This is a genomic window from Photobacterium alginatilyticum, from assembly GCF_009910675.1.
Taxonomy (GTDB): domain Bacteria; phylum Pseudomonadota; class Gammaproteobacteria; order Enterobacterales; family Vibrionaceae; genus Photobacterium; species Photobacterium alginatilyticum.
Map to the genome: position 1 here is coordinate 165,416 of NZ_RSEJ01000018.1, position 21,015 is coordinate 186,430.

The following is a 21,015-nucleotide window of genomic DNA, read 5'->3' on the forward strand; positions in this document are numbered from 1 at the left end:
AAGCCGCTCGTGATTCAGGTACCTGAGATAACCTTGCACGGGCGGTTTGTTATTTCGCTACCAGATTTACGTAAACACCAACAATAAAACAGGAAAAACCCAATCGTGAAGTCGGCAATTATTCTGGTAATAACGGTGCTATTAGTCTTTACCGTCAAAAGCGGGTTAGGCCTAGACCACGGCATCTTATCGTCAGGTTTTAATTTCATCACCGCAGTCTCTAATCTCGCTATCTTCGTTACCACCTACTCATTAGTAAGTTGGGTGGTCGAGAAAGTGATCCCGTTAGGCAACCTAAACAACGACTAGTCCCCCTCTTTCTTCAAGTGGTGAGGTTTCTTACCAAAACCATACCAAGTCAACCATTAACCAATAATACCAATAGTGATTTGTGTGGAATATCTGATGACTACTGCGAAAATCTGCTGCATGTAGCCTGTTGTTGTTCACAAACTCATTAGCATTCATAAACCGTTACACATATTCATCTTGATGCAATTCATTTGCCATGTGAGTATGTATAGTGAAGTGTTTGATATTGATAGGTTTGTTCACACGGTATGTAACAACTTCAGATTTTCAGTAAGGACGAACGATGTACAAAGAACAAGACATTTATTTAAAAGACAACACACTGACAGTCAAGAAGGACGTGTACCCTCTTTCAAAAATACTGACCATAGAAGCCAAAGAACTACGCCTTAAAGATCAGCTCATCCGGATACTGTGTATCTCCCTTGCCGTGTCTGCGGTTGGCTGGGCATTCCTTCCTATTGTTGGTCCTGTTCTCATGCTTATCGGTGCCTTGTTTGCCGTTTTGACGAGCAAGAAATATGAGCTTCGGGCCGAATTCAGCGGCACAGATGAAAGCGGCGATCATTGGGCTCCATTAGCCCGAGGCAGAAGAGCCGAGGAATTTGCCCTATTCAAAACCATCGCAGAAAGTATTGACCGGTAGTATCACGATTATTGAAAACTAAACTCAACAATATGCAACTTGATGAAATACAGCTCAGGAGTAGAATATCTCTCTTTAAAAGCTAATGTTAAAGGGATTTTATGTGCTTTGAGAATAAACTGAGGCTCGCTCACCGAGAACTCGGACTAACAGGCATGCGAGAATCCTGCTATAACCCGCCTTACCTGAGAGGTATTCGCCGTCTGGGCTTCAGTATCCGGCCCTTCCCTTACAACTCCTTCTTCATGAATATCGCCGTCGCCTGGCTCGGCTTCGTCATCCCTTGGTGCATCGTCATCACGCTCATCAACTGGGTTCAGATTGATACTTCCATTGATCGCATACTGTTGTCCTGCCTGATGATGACAGTCACCTACTGCCTGTATATCGCCTTCCACGCCGAATGGTGCAAGAAGCGATACACACTTTCGAGGTGGGAGGAGCTTGAAGGTTAACCAAACTACATTCAGATAGTTTATCGAATACAGCCATGGCTCATATTACTTATTAGCACATAGAATTTACTACTGACGATAATACTCAAAGCACCAGCGAACAGCCCTCCCCCTTGTTCGGTAAAACCCAATTGGCAGCAACTGTTCATATAAGGGGGAGCTGGAGGGGGTTGGTAACACCGAATTCAATAATATCGTATCAAACAGACGATAATTCATAACACCACCACCAACCCCATCTAACTTCCCCTTCTATTGGCTTTATCAACCAAGTTACTCCATCGCTCAAGGGGAAGAACTTTCTTTGATATTGATAGTTTATCGAATACAGCCATGACTCATATTACTTATTAGCACATAGAATTTACTACTGACGATAATACTCAAAGCACCAGCGAACAGCCCTCCCACTTGTTCGGTTAAACCCAATTGGCAGCAACTGTTCAAAAAAAGGGCGAGTTGGAGGGGGTTGGCAATTCGTATTCCATTAATATCGAATCAAACAAGCGATAACTCATAACGCCACCACCAACCCCATCTAACTTCCCCTTCTATTAGCTTCATCAACCAAGCAATGCCATCGCTCAAGGGGGAAGAACCTTCTTTGGTATTGATAGTTTATCGAATACAGCCACGGCTCCTATTACTTATTAGCACATAGAATTTACTACTGACAATAATAGTCAAAGCTCCAGCGATCAGCCCTCCCCCTTGTTCGGTAAAACCCAATTGGCAGCAACTGTTCATATAAGAGGGAGCTGGAGGAGGCTGGTAACACCGAATTCAATAATATCGTATCAAACAGACGATAATTCATAACAACCCCATCTAACTTCCCCTTCTATTGGCTTCATCAACCAAGTTACTCCATCGCTCAAGGGGAAGAACTTTCTTTGGTATTGATAGTTTATCGAATACAGCCATGGCTCATATTACTTTCAAGTACCAACAGGTTCACACCATCTTAAAATAAGAAAATTTCTAAACTTTACCACTCAATTAATAACATTTATAAAACTAGAGTTAAAACTCTACTCGAGCGTGTTTTTTGCCGAAATATTCCCGTAAATACTGCAACTTAGCTGTCATGAAGTAGACAAGACAACTCAACGTATTGCATAATTCTTGCCCAGAAGCTAGGAGGGCAAGTTGGTGCAGTTGCAAAAAGGTTTTACATTAATTGAGTTAATTGTCGTTATTGTTCTTCTGGCAATCATTTCGGTAACAGCTGCTCCAAGGTTTTTAAATGTACAAGATGATGCAAGGGAAGCAACGTATTTAAGCCTGAAAGGATCATTCCATTCTGCTGTTGAGCTTTTTCATAGTAAATGGCTCGTTGATGGAGAACCCGACCCTGATGTGACTGAAGGCCGAGAAGGTAAGTGGGGCTATACGATTTATAACCTGCATTTTAATGAAACAGGCTACCCTCGCATAATCGACAAATTACAAGGCTGCGAAGATATCCTTGAGAATCTATTACCGGGTTCCAGCCTGACTCGAGATGACTACGAAAAGCCAACTGCATCAGGCAATAATACTGGTGGCAATAAATGCACATATAAGTTTATTGATGCGCCATATACGTTAACCTATTCAGAAATAAATGGTGAGGTTAAATTAGCTAAACGCAGTTAATACTCTCCGATTACGTGATTTCACAATAACACCTCATGACTATTCATTTCTATACAATGTGATGCATCTGGCAGAATGCGCTTATTCCTAATAAGAATTGTGAGCGCATGATCACTAACTGCAGAGATAATATTCATATATCGTCTTGCCATTGTATTCATAAGTTAACTCAGTAAGCTCGCTCTTATTACTAACAATAATAGTAATAACAACACCTTCCTGCGTTCTCTGTTTTAAGGCACACGACAATGGAAAAGGATGAATTTGTCCAAGTATATCTGATCTCACTTGGTGCAACAAAAGATGAGGTTAAACCCTTTCCCGCCCTATTTTATAAGTTAACAGGAAAGAAAGGTAAGCCACGTTTATTTGAAAGCCCCATGAAGTTATTTTGGCTTGAAACAGTCCTGGGGACATTATCTTGGGGCTTTTTCATGTGGCTATTTGTCTGGCAATTTATCGGGTTAGATATCACCCAGTTATATGCCGCTTTATTATTTGGTATTACTACCGGCGCCATTCTAGCCATCAAAGTTAAAAGAAAAGCAAAGCGTTTGAAGCTATATCAATGGGAGAAATGGTTAAAAGATAAAGACTTCACCTAAGATAGAGCCAAACACCAAAATGGCAGTTCATCATATGCTACTGACCGGCCAGCTAGCCCAGTTCGTTGCCTTGATTGCGGCGGATAAACGCCTATGACTGGTTATAAGTTTATGCTCGCACCGCCTTCAACTTTGCCATGATCTTTGCGCCGCCGCGGTAAATCAGCAGTGACATCAAAATCAAGCTACAACCGAGGACTTTGTTTATCGGCATTTGCTCGCCATACCAGAGAATACTCAGAAACACTGTCCATACCGGCTCCAACACCATGATAATCGCGGCGTTGGCGGCAGTACTGTGCTTCTGCCCGGTTGTTTGCATGACGTAGCGCAAACTGGTTGCGATCACTACACTCATGGCAAACCAGCCCCAGATATCCAGGCCAACATGCTGCGGCCAGGTTTCAAAGCTCAGCGAAGCCACCAGCCCCATGCTCCCGGTAACAAACAGCTGAATACATGTCAGTAATAAAGCAGGAATACGCTGAGCACAGCGACTGTTGAAATTGAAATGCAGGGCCAGCATCAATGCAGCCAGTCCAAACCATATCTGGCTAGCCGACTGTTGCCAGCCTCCGCCCAGCGATAGCAGCATCAGGCCACCGAAAGCCAGCGGCAGAGAGAACCAGAACATCCGCGGTGGACGTTGCCTGAACAATGGCCAGGCAACCAAGGGCACAAAGAGCATAGAGAGGCTCATAATAAACGCGCCTTCGCCCAGGGTGTCACTAACAGAAACAGCATAGATCCATAGCAACAGCGCACTGCCTAGCAAACAGCCAACGCCCATTGCCCTGAATAAATCACCGCGGCTGACTTTCTTTAACGCCGAAAAACAAAATGGCAGCAGAAACATCGACGCCAATACAAAGCGTGTACCGACAAAACCAAACGGCGGCAGACCCTGAATGGCCTCTTTCGAGAAAATCCATCCGGCAGCCGCCAGCATAGTTGTAGCGATCAGTATAAGATCAGCGCGACGATCCAAAGTCATAATGTACCTGACAAGTGTGAAAGAGAGGCGATATTGCAAAGACTGGCTATTCTATCTTCAAAGCAGTCATTACCAAAACCAATAAGTATGCTGCAGGGCTAATTTGGTATTTTCTTATGTAAGCAGAGTGTCGACAGCGGTACATCCGCCTGTTCGGCAATGGTTGCCATTGTCTCGACGACAACGAGCATTGGCTGCGCCATCAACATAGTCCGCAACCTGCTGTAAGCGATGACTGAGTTTGTCGTAGCGCTTAACAATCAGCTCTTTCAGTGTATCCAGATCGGCCGGGCAAAATCTGTTCGTCGAATTTTCTCCTATGGTCGACAATGCCGAGCACCTTTGCCGTACCCTGCAAGACTTTCAGCACCATGACAAAGGTCACCTCAATATTGCCTGCACCCCGGTGTATGCCAACCACTACCTGATGGAAAAAATCAGCCAGTATATGGCCGAAAACAGCGACGTTACCTTCAGTATTAAAGTTACTCCCTGGGCGCTGGATCATATAGGTGAAAGTGACTTGGTGATCAGTGCCAACGCCTGCTATCAGGGATACCGAGAAAAAGATCTCCATCTTGTGCGCCGCGAAATCATGCAGAGCCCGTTTATTGTCGTGGCCTCCCCGGTTTATCTGGCGCGAAACCCTGCCCCTGATGTCCCGGCAGATTTAGCCAAACATCAGTGCTTGTTCGCGACCACTCTCACAGGAAGCAATGACTGGATTTTTACCCAAACGGTGAAAGCCAGATTGTTAAAGTACCTAAATCGCTCGAGGTAAACGACAGCGACTTGTTACTGCAAAGTTGGGAGCCGGTATTGCGTATCTACCAGCTTTTATTGTCGAGTCTGAAGTACTGCCATCGTGGCAATGAGAGTGATCTTGTCGAGCCGCAACGGTAGCAGATAAATACTGGCAGGGCCGCCTCCGGCATGAATAGCAGCGGCCTGAGCTGGAGAAACGACCAGCGCCATCAGGGAAACAGCAATAATCCCCAAAGCGCCGCCCAAGCTACCCTTTCCGATCCCGAATATCAATACAGCAGGTACGACAGTAAGATAAAACCAAGGATCGGTCACTATCATTGTTATCAGTTTTCGTACTTACCTGAATAGCTAGCAACAAAACCATTATCTACCAGGAATTTTCGGCTCTTCTTCAAATCAGGCAGGGTTGTTGCGGCTTGGCGAGGATCCCTTTCCTGCTCAACGGCAATCCAACCCTTATAACCAATTTCCTGCAAAGCCTTACTGACTTCACCGTAGTCAACCGCCCCTTCACCCAGCGGACACATCACACCATCAGCACAAGCCTGCCAGAAGCCGACTCTTTTCTCGACGGCCTGATAATACTTCGCTGCATCGACATCTTTAAAATGCACATAATCTAGACGATCGGCATATCTCACCAGGCTGGTTGCGGGATCCATACCGGCATAATAGAGATGTCCGGTATCAAGACACAATCCGACTTCTTCATGAGAAAGGTCTGCCAGCATACGCTCGATCTCATCCTGATATTCGATATAACCACCGGCATGAGGATGCACGACTGCCCGGATTTGGTACTGACTCGCGATGTTGCTGATCTTGCGGATCGTCTCCATCATCTGCGTCCAGCGGGCATCATCCAAACGCGGAGCTTCATCGCTAACTCCAGCAAAGTGGCTGCGAATATCATTCACGCAATCGATGACCACCAGCCTTTCAGTACCGATTTGTTGCAGCAGCGTACATAGCTGCTCAGTTTTTTCTAAAATGTCGGCCTGCTTGTTCGCATCTGACAGCGGCTCAAAAATAGTACCGGCACACACTTCCAGCCCTTTTAGATGCAGAGCGGTATTGAGCGTGTCGGCCTCCCGCGGCAAGTAGCCATATGGCCCGAGCTCGGTACCGACAAACCGTGCCTGCTTAGCTTCAGACAACACATCCATCCAGGAGGGGTTATAGGAGTTGTCAGCAGACTCTACCCCCCAGCAGCATGGCGCACATGCAATCAAGTTACTCATAGGTATACCCTTCTTATCATTCATAAAATTGAGAAATTATTCATAGCCTAGAATGAAGTGCCCAGAAAATACGTGATGCATAGCCCACCTTGGTATTGCATATATGCAAAACGGTTTTGAATCTTTGGCTATAACGCTCGCACTTCACTCACTCGTAGACTGAATCCACGCAGAAAAGCACTTTGACAGGATATAAGTCTATGGAACCTCTCTATATCGTTGCTGCCAAGCGTACCCCCATAGGCAGCTTTAATGGTTTGCTATCACCGCAATCAGCACCAGAGCAGACGAATGATTGCCTGGCGAGTGGCCCAGGAGCTACACGACGGCGATGTCGTTAACCTCGGTATCGGTCTTCCGTCGCTGGTTGCCAATGAAGTTACCAGTGATATTGAGATTCTGCTGCAAGCAAAAAATGGCCTTACCGGAATCGGCGAGATGCCAGACGAACACAATATTGACCCGGATCTGGTCAATGCAGGCGGTCAGCCAATTACAGCAACCACAGGAGCCTGGTAGTTGGTGCCCAGAAAGTCATAGTGGCCATGGAACATACTGTTAAAGGCAAACCTAAGCTGCTCAAACAATGTTCTTTGCCTCTGACCGCCATTGATGAGATTCAGGCGGCCACCGAGGCCCCGCTATTCATCTCACCATCGTTGACCACGATGGCACTGCCATCAGATTTGTAACCCACATTTTTCCGGTAAAAACGAATAAAGCCAGCAGATAACCTGCTGGCTTTTCAATTGTGACAAAGTAAAAGGATTAAGCTTTCTGACTTGCCTTCTGCTGATGCTGTTCGACAGCATTCGATACCTCAATCGGTAGCGTCTGCAACACATAATTACCCGGTGCAGTAGCAAGTGCCGGATAGTTTGCATTGCCAGCCTGGCGGGCATCAATTGGCTCTGCCGACTCGAAATCAGCTAACCATGTATTCCAGTGCCCCCACCAGGAGCCATCCTGGCGTTTGGCTGACTCAAGCCATGCCTCTGCATCCGCAACCTTCTTGCTGTTGGTCCAGAAACCATACTTATTCTTGGCCGGATGATTAACGATTCCGGCAATGTGCCCGGATTCGCCAAGAACGAACGTCGACTTGCCGTTAAGCATCTGCGACCCACGGAAGGTTCCCTGCCACAGGGCGATATGATCTTCCTGTGTCGAGATAAAGTAGGTCGGCACCTTGATCTTTGCCAGATCAATGTACACGCCGCCGACTTTATAGCCTTTCGGATCGGTCAGCTTGTTCTCAAGATAGAACTGACGCAGCAGAGTGCTATGACAGGCTACCGCGACATTAGTACTGTCACCGTTCCAGTAAAGCAAGTCGAAGTCGATTGGGCTATTACCCTTGAGGTAATTATTGATGTAATAGTTCCAGTAGAGGCTGTTTTCACGCAGCAGACTGAAAGTAACACTCAACGAGCGCCCATCCATGTACCCTTTCGCTTCATTCTGAGCTTCTATCGCAGAGATAATCGGATCGTTAATATAAGCCCCGATTTCACCCGGCTGAGAGAAGTCCAGCAATGTCGTGAAGAAGGAAGCAGACTTAATACGGTTACGCATCCGCTTGGCCGAATAATACGCCAAGGCAACGGCCAGCAAAGTACCGCCGATACAATAACCGGCAACGTTAATCTGCTTCTCACCGCTGATGTCTTCTACCACGTCCACAGCTTTCACTACGCCATCGAGCACGTAGTTTTCGAAATCGACATCGACCATGCTGGCATCAGGATTACGCCAGGACATCATGAATACAGTATGCCCCTGTTCAACCAGCCAACGTACCATGGAGTTCTTCTCGCGAAGATCCAGAATATAGTACTTGTTGATAAACGGCGGAACGATCAGAAGCGGCGTCGCATTCACTTTTTCCGTCAATGGCTTGTATTGAATCAGTTCAAACAAGTCATTCTTGAACACAACATCACCAGCTGTATTGGCAACATTCTCGCCCAGCTGGAAAGCATTATCGTTCGTCATGCGGATTTTCAACACATCGGCACTGGCCTTCATATCTTCCTGAAGCAACTCCATACCCTTGACGAGGTTTTCCCCGTTCGTTTCAACCGTTAGCTTGGCAAGCTCTGGGTTGGTGGTAATAAAGTTGGTTGGCGACAAGGCATTGATGGCCTGACGCGAGAAAAAGCCAAGGCGCTCTTTGGCTTTTTCATCCAGTCCTTCTATCGAGTCGATGGTGTCTTTCATCGTATTGCTAAAGAGCAAATAGGACTGCTTGATATAATTATAAAACGCTTCATTTTCCCAGGCAGGATCACTGAAACGCTTGTCATCTTTTTCGGGCTTAACAAGATCGGACTCATCACCGGTTTTCATGGTGACATTCTGCCAAATCTTCATTTGATTTTCCCACCAGTCTAGCTGCACTTTAGCAAGCACGGCTGGTTGCGCTGCGGCTTTTTCGATTAACTCGGCGGTATCGTCCAAGTTTAATTCATTGAGCGCTTTATTAAGGGGGGTATTTATGGCTGCTTTGCCGGAATCCAGCTCTTTCCACCACATCTGGTTCATATCCTGGAGCTTGGCAAAGTAGTCCGTAAAGAAGTTATAGTTCATTACAATGACCTCTGTATTTGGACTAAAAAGCCGCCCACGAGAGGGGCGGCTGAGTGGTCATTTCACTTATACTGGCGTAGCCTGCTTAACATTTTCAGCCACTAGCTCTTCAACTTCAGTCTTGAACGTTTGAGCAACGGCATTGAACTTGTTGCTATCGTCGATTAGCTGCTGAGAAAGCTTAGTCAGCGTTTCAAGCTGCTGGCTGTTGAATGCAGCGAAAGACTGTACGTCTTTAACTTCGCTAACAGCTTTCAGCTGAGAAAGACCCAATTCGCTATAGGCACGAACAGCTGCTAGCTGAAGCTCAGTTAGCTCTTCAACATTCTTGGTGAACAGCTTGTTGAACTTTACATATGGTGCAAAAGATTTTTCAGTCTGCTCGGAGAAAGATTTAAACATTTCCGTATACATAGCTATTTCCTTCAATTAAACAAAGTAATGAGTGACGTACCCGGGCCATGCTGTATCCGGGTACAATCCGAAACACTTTCAGTTAAACGCTCTTCAGTACGATTGCCGTACCCATACCACCACCGACACATAACGTGGCAAGGCCATGCTCTGTACCACGACGGCGCATTTCATGCAGAAGGCTTACAATGATACGGTTACCTGACGCACCCAGCGGGTGACCCAGTGCAATCGCACCACCATTTACGTTTGAACGCTCAGCTAAATCTTCAACCTGAGTATCCAACTCATCCGCCAGCTCGTGCAGCACACCCAGTGCCTGACCGGCGAACGCTTCATTGAATTCGAATAAACCGACATCGCCGATTTTCAGCTCGGCCTTGTCCAGAGCTTTCACAACTGCCGGTACCGGACCGAGGCCCATAATTTCCGGTGCAACACCAGCCTGGGCATAACTTTCGATTTCAGCCAGTGGAGTCAAACCATATTTCTCAACAGCCGCTTCCGAGGCAACAATAATGGCGCTGGCACCATCATTAATCCCCGAGGCATTACCGGCAGTCACCGAGCCACCTTCTTTCTTGAATGCGGCGCGCAGTTTAGCCAACCCTTCGATAGTGGCATCGGCTTTCGGGTATTCGTCGGTATCGACAACATTTGTCTTACGACGGACAGTGACTTCTACAGGTATAATCTCTTCGGCAAACTTGCCCTGCTCAATGGCTGCTACCGCCTTCTGCTGGCTGGCAAGTGCAAAGTTATCTTGTTGCTCACGGTTCAGGCCAACTTTTGCAACAACGTTCTCGGCCGTTACACCCATGTGGTAGTTATTGAAGACATCTGTCAGGCCATCAGAAATCAGCAGGTCAGACATTTCAAGGCCACCCATTTTCTGACCATCACGAATTTTCGCTGGTAGACAGAATGGAATTTGTGACATGTTTTCCGCACCTGCCGCGACAACAAGGTCGGCATCGCCGGCTTTGATGTGAGAAGCTGCATCCATTACCGCTTTCATACCACTACCACAAACCATATTCAGGCTGTAAGCCGGAACTTCCTGTGGAATATCGGCGTATATCGCAGCCTGACGCCCGGGGCCCATGCCCTGGCCCGCACCTACCACATTGCCAAGAATCACTTCATCCAGATGGGCAGGATCAATCTTGGCATCCTTGATAGCCGCTTTGATTGCGACAGCGGCTAGCTGAGCAGCCGGCACTGATTTTAGTGCGCCGTTAAAGCTACCAAGAGGAGTACGTTTTGCAGCTACAATAAAAACTTTAGTCATTTTTTAAGCGTCCTTAATTAAAAAAATCTAAACCAACCGTTAATGCATGTACAAACCGCCGTTCACAGACAATGTCTCGCCTGTAATATATGCTGCAGCATCACTTGCGAGGAAGGTTACCGCTGCAGCCACTTCGCCAGGTGCAGCAAGACGCTTCATTGGAATTTCAGCTTTAATAGCATCGAGTACTTCCGGCTTAATTGCTTCCACCATAGGTGTGCCGGTATAACCCGGGGCAATGGCATTTACAGTTACACCAGAACGTGCACCTTCAGCAGCCAGCGCTTTAGTAAAACCAATCATTCCCGCTTTCGCTGCTGAATAATTTGTCTGACCAAACTGACCTTTCAACCCATTAACTGAAGAGATATTAATAATACGGGCATTGCCGTGCTCACACATTGAAGCAAATAATGGGTGAGTTACATTAAACAAGCTATTTAAGTTTGTTGAAATAACTTCATTCCATTGTTCTGCTGTCATTCGCTTAAATGTCGTATCACGCGTTATACCAGCATTATTAACCAACACATCAATGTTACCCTCTTCTTTCAGCAATGTTGCCAAAGCCTCTTCGCAGTATGCTGTATCCGTAACATCTAGAGGGTATAGCCTAACCTGATCTTCTGAATAATTATTCTCTTTAAACCATTCTTTCGCCTTGGTTTCTCCGTTCGGGAAGTATGTTGCAATTACTCGATACCCCGCTTCAACCAAAGCAGTTGTAATTGAAGAACCAATACCACCTTTCGCACCAGTTACTAATGCTTTTTTATTCATTACAGAAGACTCCACTCCATCATTGATGCTGCTATATCACCTTGAATTAAATGATATTATTATCAAAATCAAAACAAGGGCACTAACCAACCAAACTGATTCTCAGTTTTTCTTTCCAAATCTGTTGTTGCATCCTAGCGGTCGAAAACGACAGTTCCGTGACCTTTATGTTGCATGAATATTATAAGAACACACGCACATAGCAATATCAACACACTGCATCAATGGTCGTACCAATATTCCTGCATAGAATCACACTTGACCGATGTAACCATTTCAGCGATAAATATTATTGATATGTTACATATATGATGCATTAACAATGCCAGGTAGATAGAAAGATTCTATTTAGCTTTAAATAATAGAATTGAGTAACAAACGAAATGAAATAATTGAAAAGTTGCACTGCTTATATGCATAACTGCACAATAACGGACAGCATAAAATAGCGATTATTGATGGATATTTAAATAATATCTATTACCAATTAAATTGTTAATTACATTTCTGGTAACTATCATTTCAAAAAAATTTTAGATCTCTATAAAAAAAGAAAAAGCCAGGCGAAATTCTCCCAGCTTTTTATTCTGCCATTACTCTATTTTACGAACAATTATCAAGCATGCCTTGTGTCACTATGAAGTCGATTATTTCCGGCAATCCTTTCCCTTCTTTTAAATTAGTGAATACATAAGGCTTATTGGGTCGCATTCGCTTCGTATCTTGATCCATCACTTCCAGCGACGCTCCAACATACGGAGCCAAATCGATCTTGTTTATCACGAGCAAGTCCGACCGGGTAATACCCGGGCCTCCCTTTCTCGGAATCTTCTCCCCTTCGGCGACATCTATGACATAAATCGTTAAATCGGCCAGCTCGGGACTGAAAGTCGCACTCAGGTTATCGCCGCCGCTCTCGATAAAAACCACATCAAGGTTCTTGTGCCTTACCGCCAGCTCTTCAACCGCCGCCAGGTTCATCGAGGCATCTTCCCGAATTGCCGTATGAGGACAGCCGCCAGTCTCGACACCAATGATTCGGTCTGCATCCAGTGCCTCCGCACGGGTCAGGATCTTGGCATCTTCCTGGGTGTAGATATCATTGGTCACCACGGCGATGTTGTACTTATCCCGAATGGTTTTACACAGTATCTCCAACAATGCTGTCTTTCCCGACCCTACCGGGCCGCCGACGCCAATCCGTAATGGTGATTTGTATTCTGTCATAGTTACTTCCCTAAGATCGGTAAAGTCTGGTGTATTGAGTCTCGTGCTGGCTGCTGGCTATCGCCTGCGCCGCTGTAAAACTGCCGATTTCATGGTCCTGAACCCGTTGCGAGGCTGCCAGGGCATCAGGTAACAGCTGTGACATCGACAGCAATATCTGCTGTCCGGCACTCTGGCCCAAGGGGATAAGCTTCACCCCCGCCATCGTTGCATTTTCGAGCCAGCTCCAGAGATAACCGGCATTTAACGCTGCCGAATTTATTCCCCAGTGATTCGCCGCCAACGCAAACCCGGCCAGCTGATTAGCTTCCGCATAACTCAAGTCTTGTGGCGAAAACGACTCATTCAGTTGCGCGAGTAACCTTATAGTCGCTTTGCCTCTCTGCTGCTCCTCAAGGCGTAATTCCTTGGTTTCACGGTTGGCGTATAGCCACTGATTCCAGTGATTTACTATAGAGAGGTCATGCTGTTCATAGGCCTTATACAGGCGAGATAATATCGGTAATTCCAGTGTTACCAGGCTATGGTGAAGCACATCTGTCAGCCAGTGCTGCAGGCTTGCCTGATCGGTTACCCAGCCTTTTTCTATTGCCCATTCAAGCCCCTGCGAATAGGTAAACGCACCAATTGGCAGTGAGGGGCTCATTAGCTGATAAAGGCGAAAATCCGATAATTCATGTCTGGAGTTAGGCATAATCACCTACCATGCCACTCAAGCAGCAATCGCAAGTAAGGTGCCACTCATCGCCAGCAGGGCACTCTGCCATTTAGGGGTAAGGTACTGACCTAGCTTAAAACCACTTATCGCGAGCAGCCCGGCACTCACCAACATACCGGGAGCAAAGGCCACTAAACTGGAAGCTGAGGCCTCTAGTCCATGGGCCCAACCATGGAACATAACAGCAACAACTGCCAGTACAGACAGTGCGACTGACCAGCCATTACTCACTGCTCGCTGACGGCTGTAAACGGCAACTGCTGCAACAAACACGGAAGCAAGGATCAGCGTTTCAATGCCTGTGGCAAAGCCCGACAGTGCACCAAACCCGAGACCAAGCAGCATACTGAACAAAGCAGCCAGCATAATGCGCGCCTGTTGATTTCTTTGCTTATACTGGGCGGCAATCAACCCTACACCCACTAACATAACCAGATGATCTAATCCGGTGATCGGATGGGTAACACCAGAGAAAAAAGAAGAGAACAACCCGCTTTCTAGTGGGCGATGACCGCTGTGAGCCATCGCCGAACCAGAGGCCAGTAAAAGTACTGCAGCTCCAACACCTGTCAGTGGTGGTACTAATGAACGAGTGTGAATTGATTTAACCATATCGTTTCCTTGCGTTGTTGTTATCAAGCTTCATGCTTTGTCTGTTATTGATACCTTGCCTTAACCACTACCGGTTCAATGGCTATGATGGCGGTGTTCATCGGGGTGATGGTGTCCATGGCTATGCCCTGCATGTGAGTGCCCGCTACTCGAACCACCATAGGCGCCAGCTTCAGGCTCGAAGGCAGCCGTTTCAGATGTCACTTCGGCCCCCAACCCTATCACCATCTCATCCAGCACATGGTCATGCTGATATCGCACCCACTCAGGCTCTATCTGAAGCGGAACGTGGCGGTTACCGAGGTGATAGCAAACCCGCGCCATAAGATGCGGGTCGGAACAGTAGACAGTAGATACGGCCTCTTCGGCTGCCAGTACCCTGACCAATACTCCCTGCTCGCTTCGCAGTAAATCGCCGTTTCGCAGGATCTTGCCCCGTGGTAAAAACAGCCCAGCCTCTCTGCCATCGTCTAAGTTGACCTTCAGACGGCTTTTAATCCTTGAGTCAATTGGCAGGCTCAGCGTTGCGCTACCGGTTAATAATGCTGACTCCTGTGCTGTCAAAATCTGAGTTAGAACAATCATCAGTGATCCTCAAAATAAGAAATAACGCTGTGCCATCGGCAATACCTCTGCCGGCTCGCACACCAGCAACTCACCGTCGGCACGTACCTGATAGGTCTGTGAGTCAACCTCTATATTGGGTTGCCAGTCATTCAGCACCATGTCGCTCTTGGAGATGGTGCGGCACCCTTTGGCAATGCCAATCAAACTTTGCAAGCCAAGCTGTTCATCAATGCCTGCTGATTTAGCCGACGCCGAAACAAACAGCATCGACGTGTTCTGGCTCGCTTTGCCGTAGCTGCCAAACATCGACCGATAATGCACAGGCTGTGGCGTTGGGATCGATGCGTTCGGATCGCCCATCGGAGCGGCGGCAATCATGCCGCCCTTGATGATGGTGCTGGGCTTGATCCCGAAAAAAGCAGGCTTCCAAAGCACCAAATCAGCAAGTTTTCCTATCTCGATGGAACCGACTTCATGACCGATCCCGTGAGTAATTGCCGGGTTAATGGTGTACTTGGCGATATAGCGTTTGAGGCGATAATTATCGCTATAGCTTGTATCCTGCGGCAGGCTGCCACGCTGCACTTTCATCTTGTGAGCCGTTTGCCAGGTACGCGTGATCACCTCGCCGACTCGTCCCATCGCCTGAGAATCGGATGCAATCATCGAAAATGCCCCCAGATCATGAAGAATATCTTCGGCAGCAATGGTTTCCCGCCGGATCCGGGATTCGGCAAAAGCCACATCCTCTGCAATCGAAGGAGAGAGATGATGACAGACCATCAGCATATCCAGGTGCTCATCAACGGTATTGACCGTATAGGGCCGGGTCGGATTGGTTGATGAAGGCAGCACATTTGATTCACCGCAGGCGCGGATAATATCAGGCGCATGGCCGCCACCAGCACCTTCGGTATGGTAGGTATGGATCACCCGCTCGCCGATGGCAGCCAAGGTTGACTCGACAAAACCGGATTCGTTTAGCGTATCGGTATGAATAGCAACCTGAACGTCTGTGTCTTCGGCTACCGTCATGCAATTGTCAATCGAAGCTGGCGTGGTTCCCCAGTCTTCATGGAGTTTCAAACCGATAGCTCCGGCCTCGACCTGTTCATGCAGCGCTTCAGGCAAGCTGGCATTTCCTTTGCCGAGCAGGCCAAAGTTCATAGGAAAAGTATCCAGCGCTTCGAGCATTCGATGAATATTCCACGGACCCGGTGTACAAGTCGTGGCATTGGTGCCTGTCGCCGGTCCTGTGCCTCCACCAAGCATGGTGGTGATCCCCGAGCAAAGGGCCTCTTCAATCTGCTGCGGACAGATAAAGTGAATATGGGAATCGATGCCTCCGGCTGTCAGAATAGCGCCCTCACCCGCGAGGATCTCCGTGCCCGGACCAATCACGATATCGACACCGGACTGCACATCCGGGTTTCCCGCCTTGCCAATGGCGCTGATACGGCCATCTTTGACTGCCACATCGGCTTTGACTATCCCCCAGTAATCGAGAATAACGGCGTTGGTGATCACTAGATCTGGTGTGAACGAAGACGGCAATTGACTCTGCCCCATGCCGTCACGGATCACCTTGCCACCGCCAAACTTCACCTCGTCACCGTAGCGGGTATAGTCTTTCTCAATCTCCAGCCATAACTCGGTATCAGCCAGACGCAACCTGTCACCAACGGTCGGGCCAAACATTTCACCGTAGGCTTGCCTTGAAATCGTCGCCATTTATTCCTCTGCCTCCCTGCAGTCAGGTTCTATCGCCAATGCGGACTGCCCGACAGAGCCCATGACCTTGCCCTGAAACCCATAAATAGTCTGCGTACCGCCGAAACTAACCAGCTCTACCGTTCGCGACTGTCCCGGCTCAAAACGGGTAGCCGTACCCGCTGCAATATTGAGCCGGTAGCCCAGCGTAGCCTCACGTTCAAACTCCAGCGCTTCATTGGCTTCAAAGAAATGGTAATGGGAGCCAATCTGTATCGGTCGGTCCCCCAAATTGGCCACCGACACCGTCACTACAGGTTTACCCACATTCAGTTCAATCTCACCCTCGGCGCATTGAAGCTCGCCGGGAATCATCGCGCGGGACACATCTTGTTGATTGTCTGACATCACTCACCTCATACAATCGGGTCATGAACGGTGACCAGCTTGGTACCGTCAGGAAACGTCGCTTCTACCTGAACGTCGTTGATCATTGCTGCCACGCCTTCCATCACCTCGTCTGAAGACAAGATCGTCCGGCCAAAGTCCATCAGCTCTGCAACGGTTCGTCCTTCTCTGGCCCCTTCCATGATCGCCGCGCTAATCAAAGCCACCGATTCCGGATAGTTGAGCTTCAAGCCTTTGTCACGACGTCGTTCTGCCAATAGTGCTGCGGTAAAAATCAGCAACTTATCTTTTTCTCTGGGTGTTAATTCCATCTATTCCTCCAGCAAACCCGATAACCATCCAGGTAATATTCCGGGCACTCATCTGGGTATCATCAAGATAAGGTGTAAGGATCAGGTCGCCCAAATTCTGGGAGCACTTGGAGTACTGCCTGACCACGATTTCCTAACTGACAACCAAACCTGGGTAAACAGCGCCATCATTGGCTCGGTGCCTTCCCCCATCGCCCTGACGACCATCACTCTGTGCTCGTCGCTGCTGTCCGTTACTTCAGTCACACCAGCTACTAACTTGTTTTCCAATAAGTATTCCTGATAGTCACAAAGCAAGGTCTGTACCATATTGAGCAAGGGCTCGTCAGATTCAGTCACTATCATGGTGCCCAGCATTGGATTGCCCCGCAGGCCTGCACTTTGCTGGTGCTGATCACCACCCTGTACATTCAGTTGCTCTGCAATAATCAGCTCATTTCCAATCCTGAGCTGGGTGCAACCGACGACACTCCCACTGGTAAAGCCCTCTTTTAGTGCAGGTCGCCCAAAACAGTGCATTTCCCAACCAATAAATCGGCCTCCGGGCTCGATATCGATCTCGGTATCCAGCCTGACCCGCGCTTCCGGAAAATAGATATTCTCCTGCGGCAGCCACTCAAGCATAGCGCCAGCTTCTACCGAGAGATGCTGACGCTGATAGGCGTATTTTCCCGAAGAGCGATAAAACTTGGTCGCGCCGGGCGTGGTGATTAATGCCTTGGCATCAGTCTCTGAATGGGCAGAAATTGAAAGCTTGTCTCCACCGACAACACCGCCGGGAGGATGAAGCAAATACATGTGACAAACATCGCCTTCAGGATAGAGCGGACGCTGAACAGCGAGCGGACCAACCTGCTTGCGGTGCTTCAATACCGTTTTGGTTGCATTGGCCGAAAAGCCCAGTTCCAGCAGCGCCCGCCACCCTTGCTGTGACTCAAGCTCATCAGGCAAGGGTTTGGGGGTAATTGATGCAATATTGGTGAGCGGTGACTTTGTCTCGATACTGTTATGGATAGCCGTCATACCGTCAGATACTCCTTGATCAGCTTGTCGTTAAGGCTGGTCATTTCTCCCTTGGCAACAGCCCGGCCACGGTCAAGCAGACAAAAGTTATCACCGACTTTTCGTGCAAAAGGGAGCTTTTGTTCAACCAGTAAAACTGTGAGCCCCAGCTCGTGGTTCAACCTGCGAATAATGTCACCAATTTCCTGGACGATATTGGGCTGGATCCCCTCAGTCGGTTCGTCCAGTATCAGCAAACTAGGATTGACGACCAGTGCCCGGGCGATAGCCAGTTGTTGTTGCTGCCCCCCGCTCAAGTCTCCGCCACGACGATGGAGCATCTCTTTCAGCACCGGGAAAAGCTCATAGATAAACTCGGGGATCTTGCGATCGCCCTTGGCACGAATGGGCAGGCCGATCTGCAGGTTCTCTTCAACACTCAGCAACGGAAAGATCTGTCGCCCTTGTGGCACATACCCGACCCCATGACGGGGACGACTTTCTGCCGACAGTTTGCTAATGTCCTTGCCCTGCAGCACGATCTCACCGCTCTTGACAGGCAATAACCCCATCACACATTGCAGCAAGGTCGTTTTCCCGACCCCGTTGCGTCCCATCAGTACCGTACACTTCCCTTCGGGAATGCTGATATCCAAATCCCACAGGGTATGGCTCTCACCGTAAAATTGATTCAGTCCTTTGATTTCCAGCATCACGATTCTCCCAAATAGACTTCTTTGACCCGTGGATCAGACTGCACCTCGCTCATTGAACCTTCGGCCAACATATGTCCCTGATGCAGAACAGACACCTTGCTGGCGATCGAGCGGACAAAATCCATATCATGCTCAACCACCACCACCGAATGATCCCCGGCCAGCGATGTCAGCAGCTCTGCCGTTCGATCCATTTCCTGGTGGGTCATCCCCGCAACTGGTTCATCCACCAGCAACAGCTTAGGTTTCTGCATCAGCAGCATGCCGATCTCCAGCCACTGCTTCTGGCCGTGGGACAAGTTACCTGCCAATAAGTCAGCATGATTTTCAAGGCCAATGAGGAGCAGCACCCGATTAAGCTCATCACGCTGTTCCCCGTTAAGACTAGCTCTGAATACACGCCATACACTGCGCTCCCCGGCCATCGCCAGTTCCAGGTTTTGCCACACCGACAGGCACTCAAACACTGTCGGTTTCTGGAACTTCCGACCGACACCGGCATTGGCTATCTCGGCTTCGTCCATTTGCAGAAGATTGATATTGGAGCCCAGCCAGACCTGCCCTTCATCAGGCTGGGTCTTACCGGTAATGATGTCCATCATGGTGGTCTTTCCGGCACCATTCGGACCGATAATGCAGCGCAGCTCTCCTTCCTTGATATACAGGTTCAAATCGTTGATCGCCTTGAATCCGTCAAATGACTTGGTTACCCCTTCGAGATACAACAAAATGTTGTGGCGGGTATCGAGCAAGGGGTGCTGTTGCGGTTTGAGAAAATCAAAAACCTGATCCCGGCGAACAAAGTTCTTTACCGATTGACGAAACTGCACCGGCAGCCAATGCGGCTGGTCAAGTTTCTCAGGCGAGAGTTGCTGAGGAATCGTGGTCATAATGCGGCCTCCTTACGAGACGAGGTACGAGGAGACTTGCGAACGAATGAGTCAGAGAAAAATCCGGTGACACCCTTAGGCAGGAATAAAGTCGCCAGTACAAACAAGCTCCCCAGCGCAAATAGCCAGACTTCCGGAAATTCGATGGTGAACCAGCTCTTGGCATAGTTGATAAGCAAGGCACCGACGATAGCGCCGAACAAGGTTGCCCGGCCACCCAGCGCTACCCACACCACGATTTCGATTGAGTTAAGTGGCGCAAATTCTCCAGGGTTGATAATGCCAACCTGCGGCACATACAAAGCACCGGCGATACCGGCCAATACTGCTGACAGCACAAAGATCCACAGCTTGAATTGATCAACGTTGTACCCAATAAAGCGTACCCGTGACTCGGCATCCCGGGTTGCAACGGCAACCTTACCCAGTCGGCTGGCGATCACCGCGCGACAGATTACATAGCCAGCAATTAGCGCGGCAACCGATGCGACGAACAAAGCAATCCGGGTACTGTCCGACTGAAGGCTGAAGCCAAGAAGATCCTTGAAATCTGTCAGGCCGTTGTTACCACCAAATCCCATTTCATTGCGAAAGAAAGCCAGCATCAAAGCAAACGTCAGTGCCTGAGTCATGATTGACAGATACACACCCGAAACCCGGGAACGAAAAGCCAGGTAGCCAAACACCCATGCCAGCACGCCTGGTACCAAAACCACCATCAGGCAGGCAAACCAGAACATATCGAAGCCATGCCAGAACCAGGGCAGTTCTTTCCAGTTGAGGAAAACCATAAAATCAGGCAGCAGCGGATCACCATAGACACCGCGATCACCAATCTGGCGCATCAGATACATGCCCATGGCATAACCGCCGAGTGCAAAAAAAGCACCGTGCCCTAGGCTCAATATGCCGAGATAACCCCAAACCAGATCCACAGCCAGTGCCAGCAAGGCGTAAGTCAGGTATTTGCCAAGCAGGGTGATAGTGTATGTCTCGACATGAAGAAAGTGGCCCTGCGGCACCAGCAGATTCAATGCCGGAATAACGAAACCGGCTACCAGCAGTATGCTCAATAGCAACTGCCCTCCGCGATCGTCCTTTAAGATTGTTTTAAGCATGTC

General features: G+C 48.4%; 22 protein-coding genes and 4 pseudogenes. 7 read left to right on the top strand and 19 right to left on the bottom strand.

Annotated features, from left to right (window positions below; translation table 11 throughout):
* Positions 1–105: 105 nt before the first annotated feature.
* The 5 genes from EIZ48_RS17115 (at position 106) to EIZ48_RS17135 (ending at position 3,656) form a co-directional block, all read left to right on the top strand.
* On the top strand, positions 106–309 hold the full coding sequence (locus EIZ48_RS17115; protein WP_160653937.1) for a hypothetical protein: 204 nt from the start codon (positions 106–108) through the stop codon (positions 307–309).
* Between the two features lie 286 nt (positions 310–595).
* Entirely contained in the window at positions 596–958 is a 363-nt protein-coding gene (locus EIZ48_RS17120) for a DUF6232 family protein (protein WP_160653940.1), read from the top strand.
* 155 nt (positions 959–1,113) lie between these two features.
* Positions 1,114–1,413, top strand: coding sequence for a DUF6404 family protein (locus EIZ48_RS30095; protein ID WP_369127478.1), 300 nt, complete (start codon positions 1,114–1,116; stop codon positions 1,411–1,413).
* A 1,152-nt stretch (positions 1,414–2,565) separates the two neighbouring features.
* Positions 2,566–3,051, top strand: coding sequence for a prepilin-type N-terminal cleavage/methylation domain-containing protein (locus EIZ48_RS29765; protein WP_160654066.1), 486 nt, complete (start codon positions 2,566–2,568; stop codon positions 3,049–3,051).
* 248 nt (positions 3,052–3,299) lie between these two features.
* On the top strand, positions 3,300–3,656 hold the full coding sequence (locus EIZ48_RS17135) for a DUF6404 family protein (protein WP_160653946.1): 357 nt from the start codon (positions 3,300–3,302) through the stop codon (positions 3,654–3,656).
* Positions 3,657–3,765: 109 nt separating this feature from the next.
* On the opposite strand, the gene EIZ48_RS17140 is transcribed toward EIZ48_RS17135, so the two are convergent.
* Positions 3,766–4,650, bottom strand: coding sequence for a DMT family transporter (locus tag EIZ48_RS17140; RefSeq protein WP_160653949.1), 885 nt, complete (start codon positions 4,648–4,650; stop codon positions 3,766–3,768).
* A 125-nt stretch (positions 4,651–4,775) separates the two neighbouring features.
* Positions 4,776–4,971 (bottom strand): annotated as a pseudogene (locus EIZ48_RS17145) (MurR/RpiR family transcriptional regulator); the annotation flags it as partial.
* Here EIZ48_RS17145 and EIZ48_RS17150 point away from each other — a divergent pair.
* Positions 4,937–5,507 (top strand): annotated as a pseudogene (locus EIZ48_RS17150) (LysR substrate-binding domain-containing protein); the annotation flags it as partial. The pseudogenes EIZ48_RS17145 and EIZ48_RS17150 sit on opposite strands and share 35 nt — an antisense overlap.
* Here the strand turns inward: EIZ48_RS17150 and EIZ48_RS17155 are convergent.
* Both EIZ48_RS17155 and EIZ48_RS17160 read right to left on the bottom strand, forming a co-directional pair.
* Positions 5,503–5,736: pseudogene (locus EIZ48_RS17155) on the bottom strand (hypothetical protein); the annotation flags it as partial. The pseudogenes EIZ48_RS17150 and EIZ48_RS17155 overlap by 5 nt on opposite strands.
* Positions 5,737–5,741: 5 nt before the next feature.
* Positions 5,742–6,659 (bottom strand): TIM barrel protein, encoded by a 918-nt coding sequence (locus EIZ48_RS17160; protein WP_160653952.1) that lies wholly within the window; start codon positions 6,657–6,659, stop codon positions 5,742–5,744.
* Positions 6,660–6,911: 252 nt separating this feature from the next.
* On the opposite strand from EIZ48_RS17160, the pseudogene EIZ48_RS17165 reads away from it, so the two are divergent.
* Positions 6,912–7,351: pseudogene (locus EIZ48_RS17165) on the top strand (CoA-transferase).
* Positions 7,352–7,427: 76 nt separating this feature from the next.
* Here EIZ48_RS17165 and phaC read toward each other — a convergent pair.
* From phaC to urtC, 15 genes are all read right to left on the bottom strand, one after another.
* Complete coding sequence (gene phaC, locus EIZ48_RS17170; RefSeq protein WP_160653955.1) at positions 7,428–9,248, bottom strand: class I poly(R)-hydroxyalkanoic acid synthase; 1,821 nt, start codon at positions 9,246–9,248, stop codon at positions 7,428–7,430.
* 66 nt (positions 9,249–9,314) lie between these two features.
* Positions 9,315–9,662, bottom strand: coding sequence for a phasin family protein (locus tag EIZ48_RS17175; protein WP_075767107.1), 348 nt, complete (start codon positions 9,660–9,662; stop codon positions 9,315–9,317).
* Between the two features lie 82 nt (positions 9,663–9,744).
* Positions 9,745–10,953, bottom strand: coding sequence for an acetyl-CoA C-acetyltransferase (locus EIZ48_RS17180; RefSeq protein WP_160653958.1), 1,209 nt, complete (start codon positions 10,951–10,953; stop codon positions 9,745–9,747).
* A gap of 39 nt (positions 10,954–10,992) precedes the next feature.
* Positions 10,993–11,733, bottom strand: coding sequence for an SDR family oxidoreductase (locus tag EIZ48_RS17185; RefSeq protein WP_160653961.1), 741 nt, complete (start codon positions 11,731–11,733; stop codon positions 10,993–10,995).
* A 603-nt stretch (positions 11,734–12,336) separates the two neighbouring features.
* Entirely contained in the window at positions 12,337–12,960 is a 624-nt protein-coding gene (gene ureG / locus EIZ48_RS17190) for an urease accessory protein UreG (protein ID WP_160653964.1), read from the bottom strand.
* A gap of 10 nt (positions 12,961–12,970) precedes the next feature.
* A complete protein-coding gene (locus EIZ48_RS17195; protein WP_160653967.1) occupies positions 12,971–13,654 on the bottom strand; it encodes an urease accessory protein UreF in 684 nt (227 codons plus the stop codon).
* An 18-nt stretch (positions 13,655–13,672) separates the two neighbouring features.
* Complete coding sequence (locus tag EIZ48_RS17200) at positions 13,673–14,290, bottom strand: HupE/UreJ family protein (RefSeq protein WP_160653970.1); 618 nt, start codon at positions 14,288–14,290, stop codon at positions 13,673–13,675.
* A 75-nt stretch (positions 14,291–14,365) separates the two neighbouring features.
* Positions 14,366–14,875, bottom strand: a complete 510-nt coding sequence (ureE, locus tag EIZ48_RS17205; protein ID WP_160653973.1) for an urease accessory protein UreE — start codon at positions 14,873–14,875, stop codon at positions 14,366–14,368.
* Positions 14,876–14,884: 9 nt separating this feature from the next.
* A complete protein-coding gene (gene ureC / locus EIZ48_RS17210) occupies positions 14,885–16,588 on the bottom strand; it encodes an urease subunit alpha (protein ID WP_160653976.1) in 1,704 nt (567 codons plus the stop codon).
* Entirely contained in the window at positions 16,589–16,975 is a 387-nt protein-coding gene (locus tag EIZ48_RS17215) for an urease subunit beta (RefSeq protein ID WP_439126583.1), read from the bottom strand. It lies immediately after the preceding gene.
* An 8-nt stretch (positions 16,976–16,983) separates the two neighbouring features.
* On the bottom strand, positions 16,984–17,286 hold the full coding sequence (gene ureA, locus EIZ48_RS17220; RefSeq protein WP_160653979.1) for an urease subunit gamma: 303 nt from the start codon (positions 17,284–17,286) through the stop codon (positions 16,984–16,986).
* A gap of 81 nt (positions 17,287–17,367) precedes the next feature.
* Complete coding sequence (locus EIZ48_RS17225) at positions 17,368–18,309, bottom strand: urease accessory protein UreD (RefSeq protein WP_160653982.1); 942 nt, start codon at positions 18,307–18,309, stop codon at positions 17,368–17,370.
* Entirely contained in the window at positions 18,306–19,001 is a 696-nt protein-coding gene (gene urtE, locus EIZ48_RS17230; protein ID WP_160653985.1) for an urea ABC transporter ATP-binding subunit UrtE, read from the bottom strand. Before urtE ends, EIZ48_RS17225 begins: the two co-directional genes overlap by 4 nt.
* Entirely contained in the window at positions 19,001–19,894 is an 894-nt protein-coding gene (gene urtD / locus EIZ48_RS17235) for an urea ABC transporter ATP-binding protein UrtD (RefSeq protein ID WP_160653988.1), read from the bottom strand. The genes urtE and urtD overlap by 1 nt, the downstream gene beginning before the upstream one ends.
* Positions 19,891–21,012, bottom strand: a complete 1,122-nt coding sequence (urtC, locus tag EIZ48_RS17240; protein WP_160653991.1) for an urea ABC transporter permease subunit UrtC — start codon at positions 21,010–21,012, stop codon at positions 19,891–19,893. Before urtC ends, urtD begins: the two co-directional genes overlap by 4 nt.
* Positions 21,013–21,015 lie beyond the last annotated feature (3 nt).

Excerpts from the sequence above, each read along its gene's own strand:
- EIZ48_RS17175 (WP_075767107.1), bottom strand. The coding sequence starts at position 9,662 with ATGTATACGGAAATGTTTAAATCTTTCTCCGAGCAGACTGAAAAATCT.
- EIZ48_RS17135 (WP_160653946.1), top strand. The coding sequence starts at position 3,300 with ATGGAAAAGGATGAATTTGTCCAAGTATATCTGATCTCACTTGGTGCA.
- EIZ48_RS17160 (WP_160653952.1), bottom strand. The coding sequence starts at position 6,659 with ATGAGTAACTTGATTGCATGTGCGCCATGCTGCTGGGGGGTAGAGTCT.
- EIZ48_RS17195 (WP_160653967.1), bottom strand. The coding sequence starts at position 13,654 with ATGCCTAACTCCAGACATGAATTATCGGATTTTCGCCTTTATCAGCTA.
- EIZ48_RS17180 (WP_160653958.1), bottom strand. The coding sequence starts at position 10,953 with ATGACTAAAGTTTTTATTGTAGCTGCAAAACGTACTCCTCTTGGTAGC.
- ureE (WP_160653973.1), bottom strand. The coding sequence starts at position 14,875 with ATGATTGTTCTAACTCAGATTTTGACAGCACAGGAGTCAGCATTATTA.
- ureA (WP_160653979.1), bottom strand. The coding sequence starts at position 17,286 with ATGGAATTAACACCCAGAGAAAAAGATAAGTTGCTGATTTTTACCGCA.
- ureG (WP_160653964.1), bottom strand. The coding sequence starts at position 12,960 with ATGACAGAATACAAATCACCATTACGGATTGGCGTCGGCGGCCCGGTA.
- urtD (WP_160653988.1), bottom strand. The coding sequence starts at position 19,894 with ATGACCACGATTCCTCAGCAACTCTCGCCTGAGAAACTTGACCAGCCG.
- EIZ48_RS17215 (WP_439126583.1), bottom strand. The coding sequence starts at position 16,975 with ATGTCAGACAATCAACAAGATGTGTCCCGCGCGATGATTCCCGGCGAG.
- urtE (WP_160653985.1), bottom strand. The coding sequence starts at position 19,001 with ATGCTGGAAATCAAAGGACTGAATCAATTTTACGGTGAGAGCCATACC.
- EIZ48_RS17185 (WP_160653961.1), bottom strand. The coding sequence starts at position 11,733 with ATGAATAAAAAAGCATTAGTAACTGGTGCGAAAGGTGGTATTGGTTCT.
- EIZ48_RS17120 (WP_160653940.1), top strand. The coding sequence starts at position 596 with ATGTACAAAGAACAAGACATTTATTTAAAAGACAACACACTGACAGTC.
- EIZ48_RS30095 (WP_369127478.1), top strand. The coding sequence starts at position 1,114 with ATGCGAGAATCCTGCTATAACCCGCCTTACCTGAGAGGTATTCGCCGT.
- phaC (WP_160653955.1), bottom strand. The coding sequence starts at position 9,248 with ATGAACTATAACTTCTTTACGGACTACTTTGCCAAGCTCCAGGATATG.
- EIZ48_RS17140 (WP_160653949.1), bottom strand. The coding sequence starts at position 4,650 with ATGACTTTGGATCGTCGCGCTGATCTTATACTGATCGCTACAACTATG.
- urtC (WP_160653991.1), bottom strand. The coding sequence starts at position 21,012 with ATGCTTAAAACAATCTTAAAGGACGATCGCGGAGGGCAGTTGCTATTG.
- ureC (WP_160653976.1), bottom strand. The coding sequence starts at position 16,588 with ATGGCGACGATTTCAAGGCAAGCCTACGGTGAAATGTTTGGCCCGACC.
- EIZ48_RS17200 (WP_160653970.1), bottom strand. The coding sequence starts at position 14,290 with ATGGTTAAATCAATTCACACTCGTTCATTAGTACCACCACTGACAGGT.
- EIZ48_RS17225 (WP_160653982.1), bottom strand. The coding sequence starts at position 18,309 with ATGACGGCTATCCATAACAGTATCGAGACAAAGTCACCGCTCACCAAT.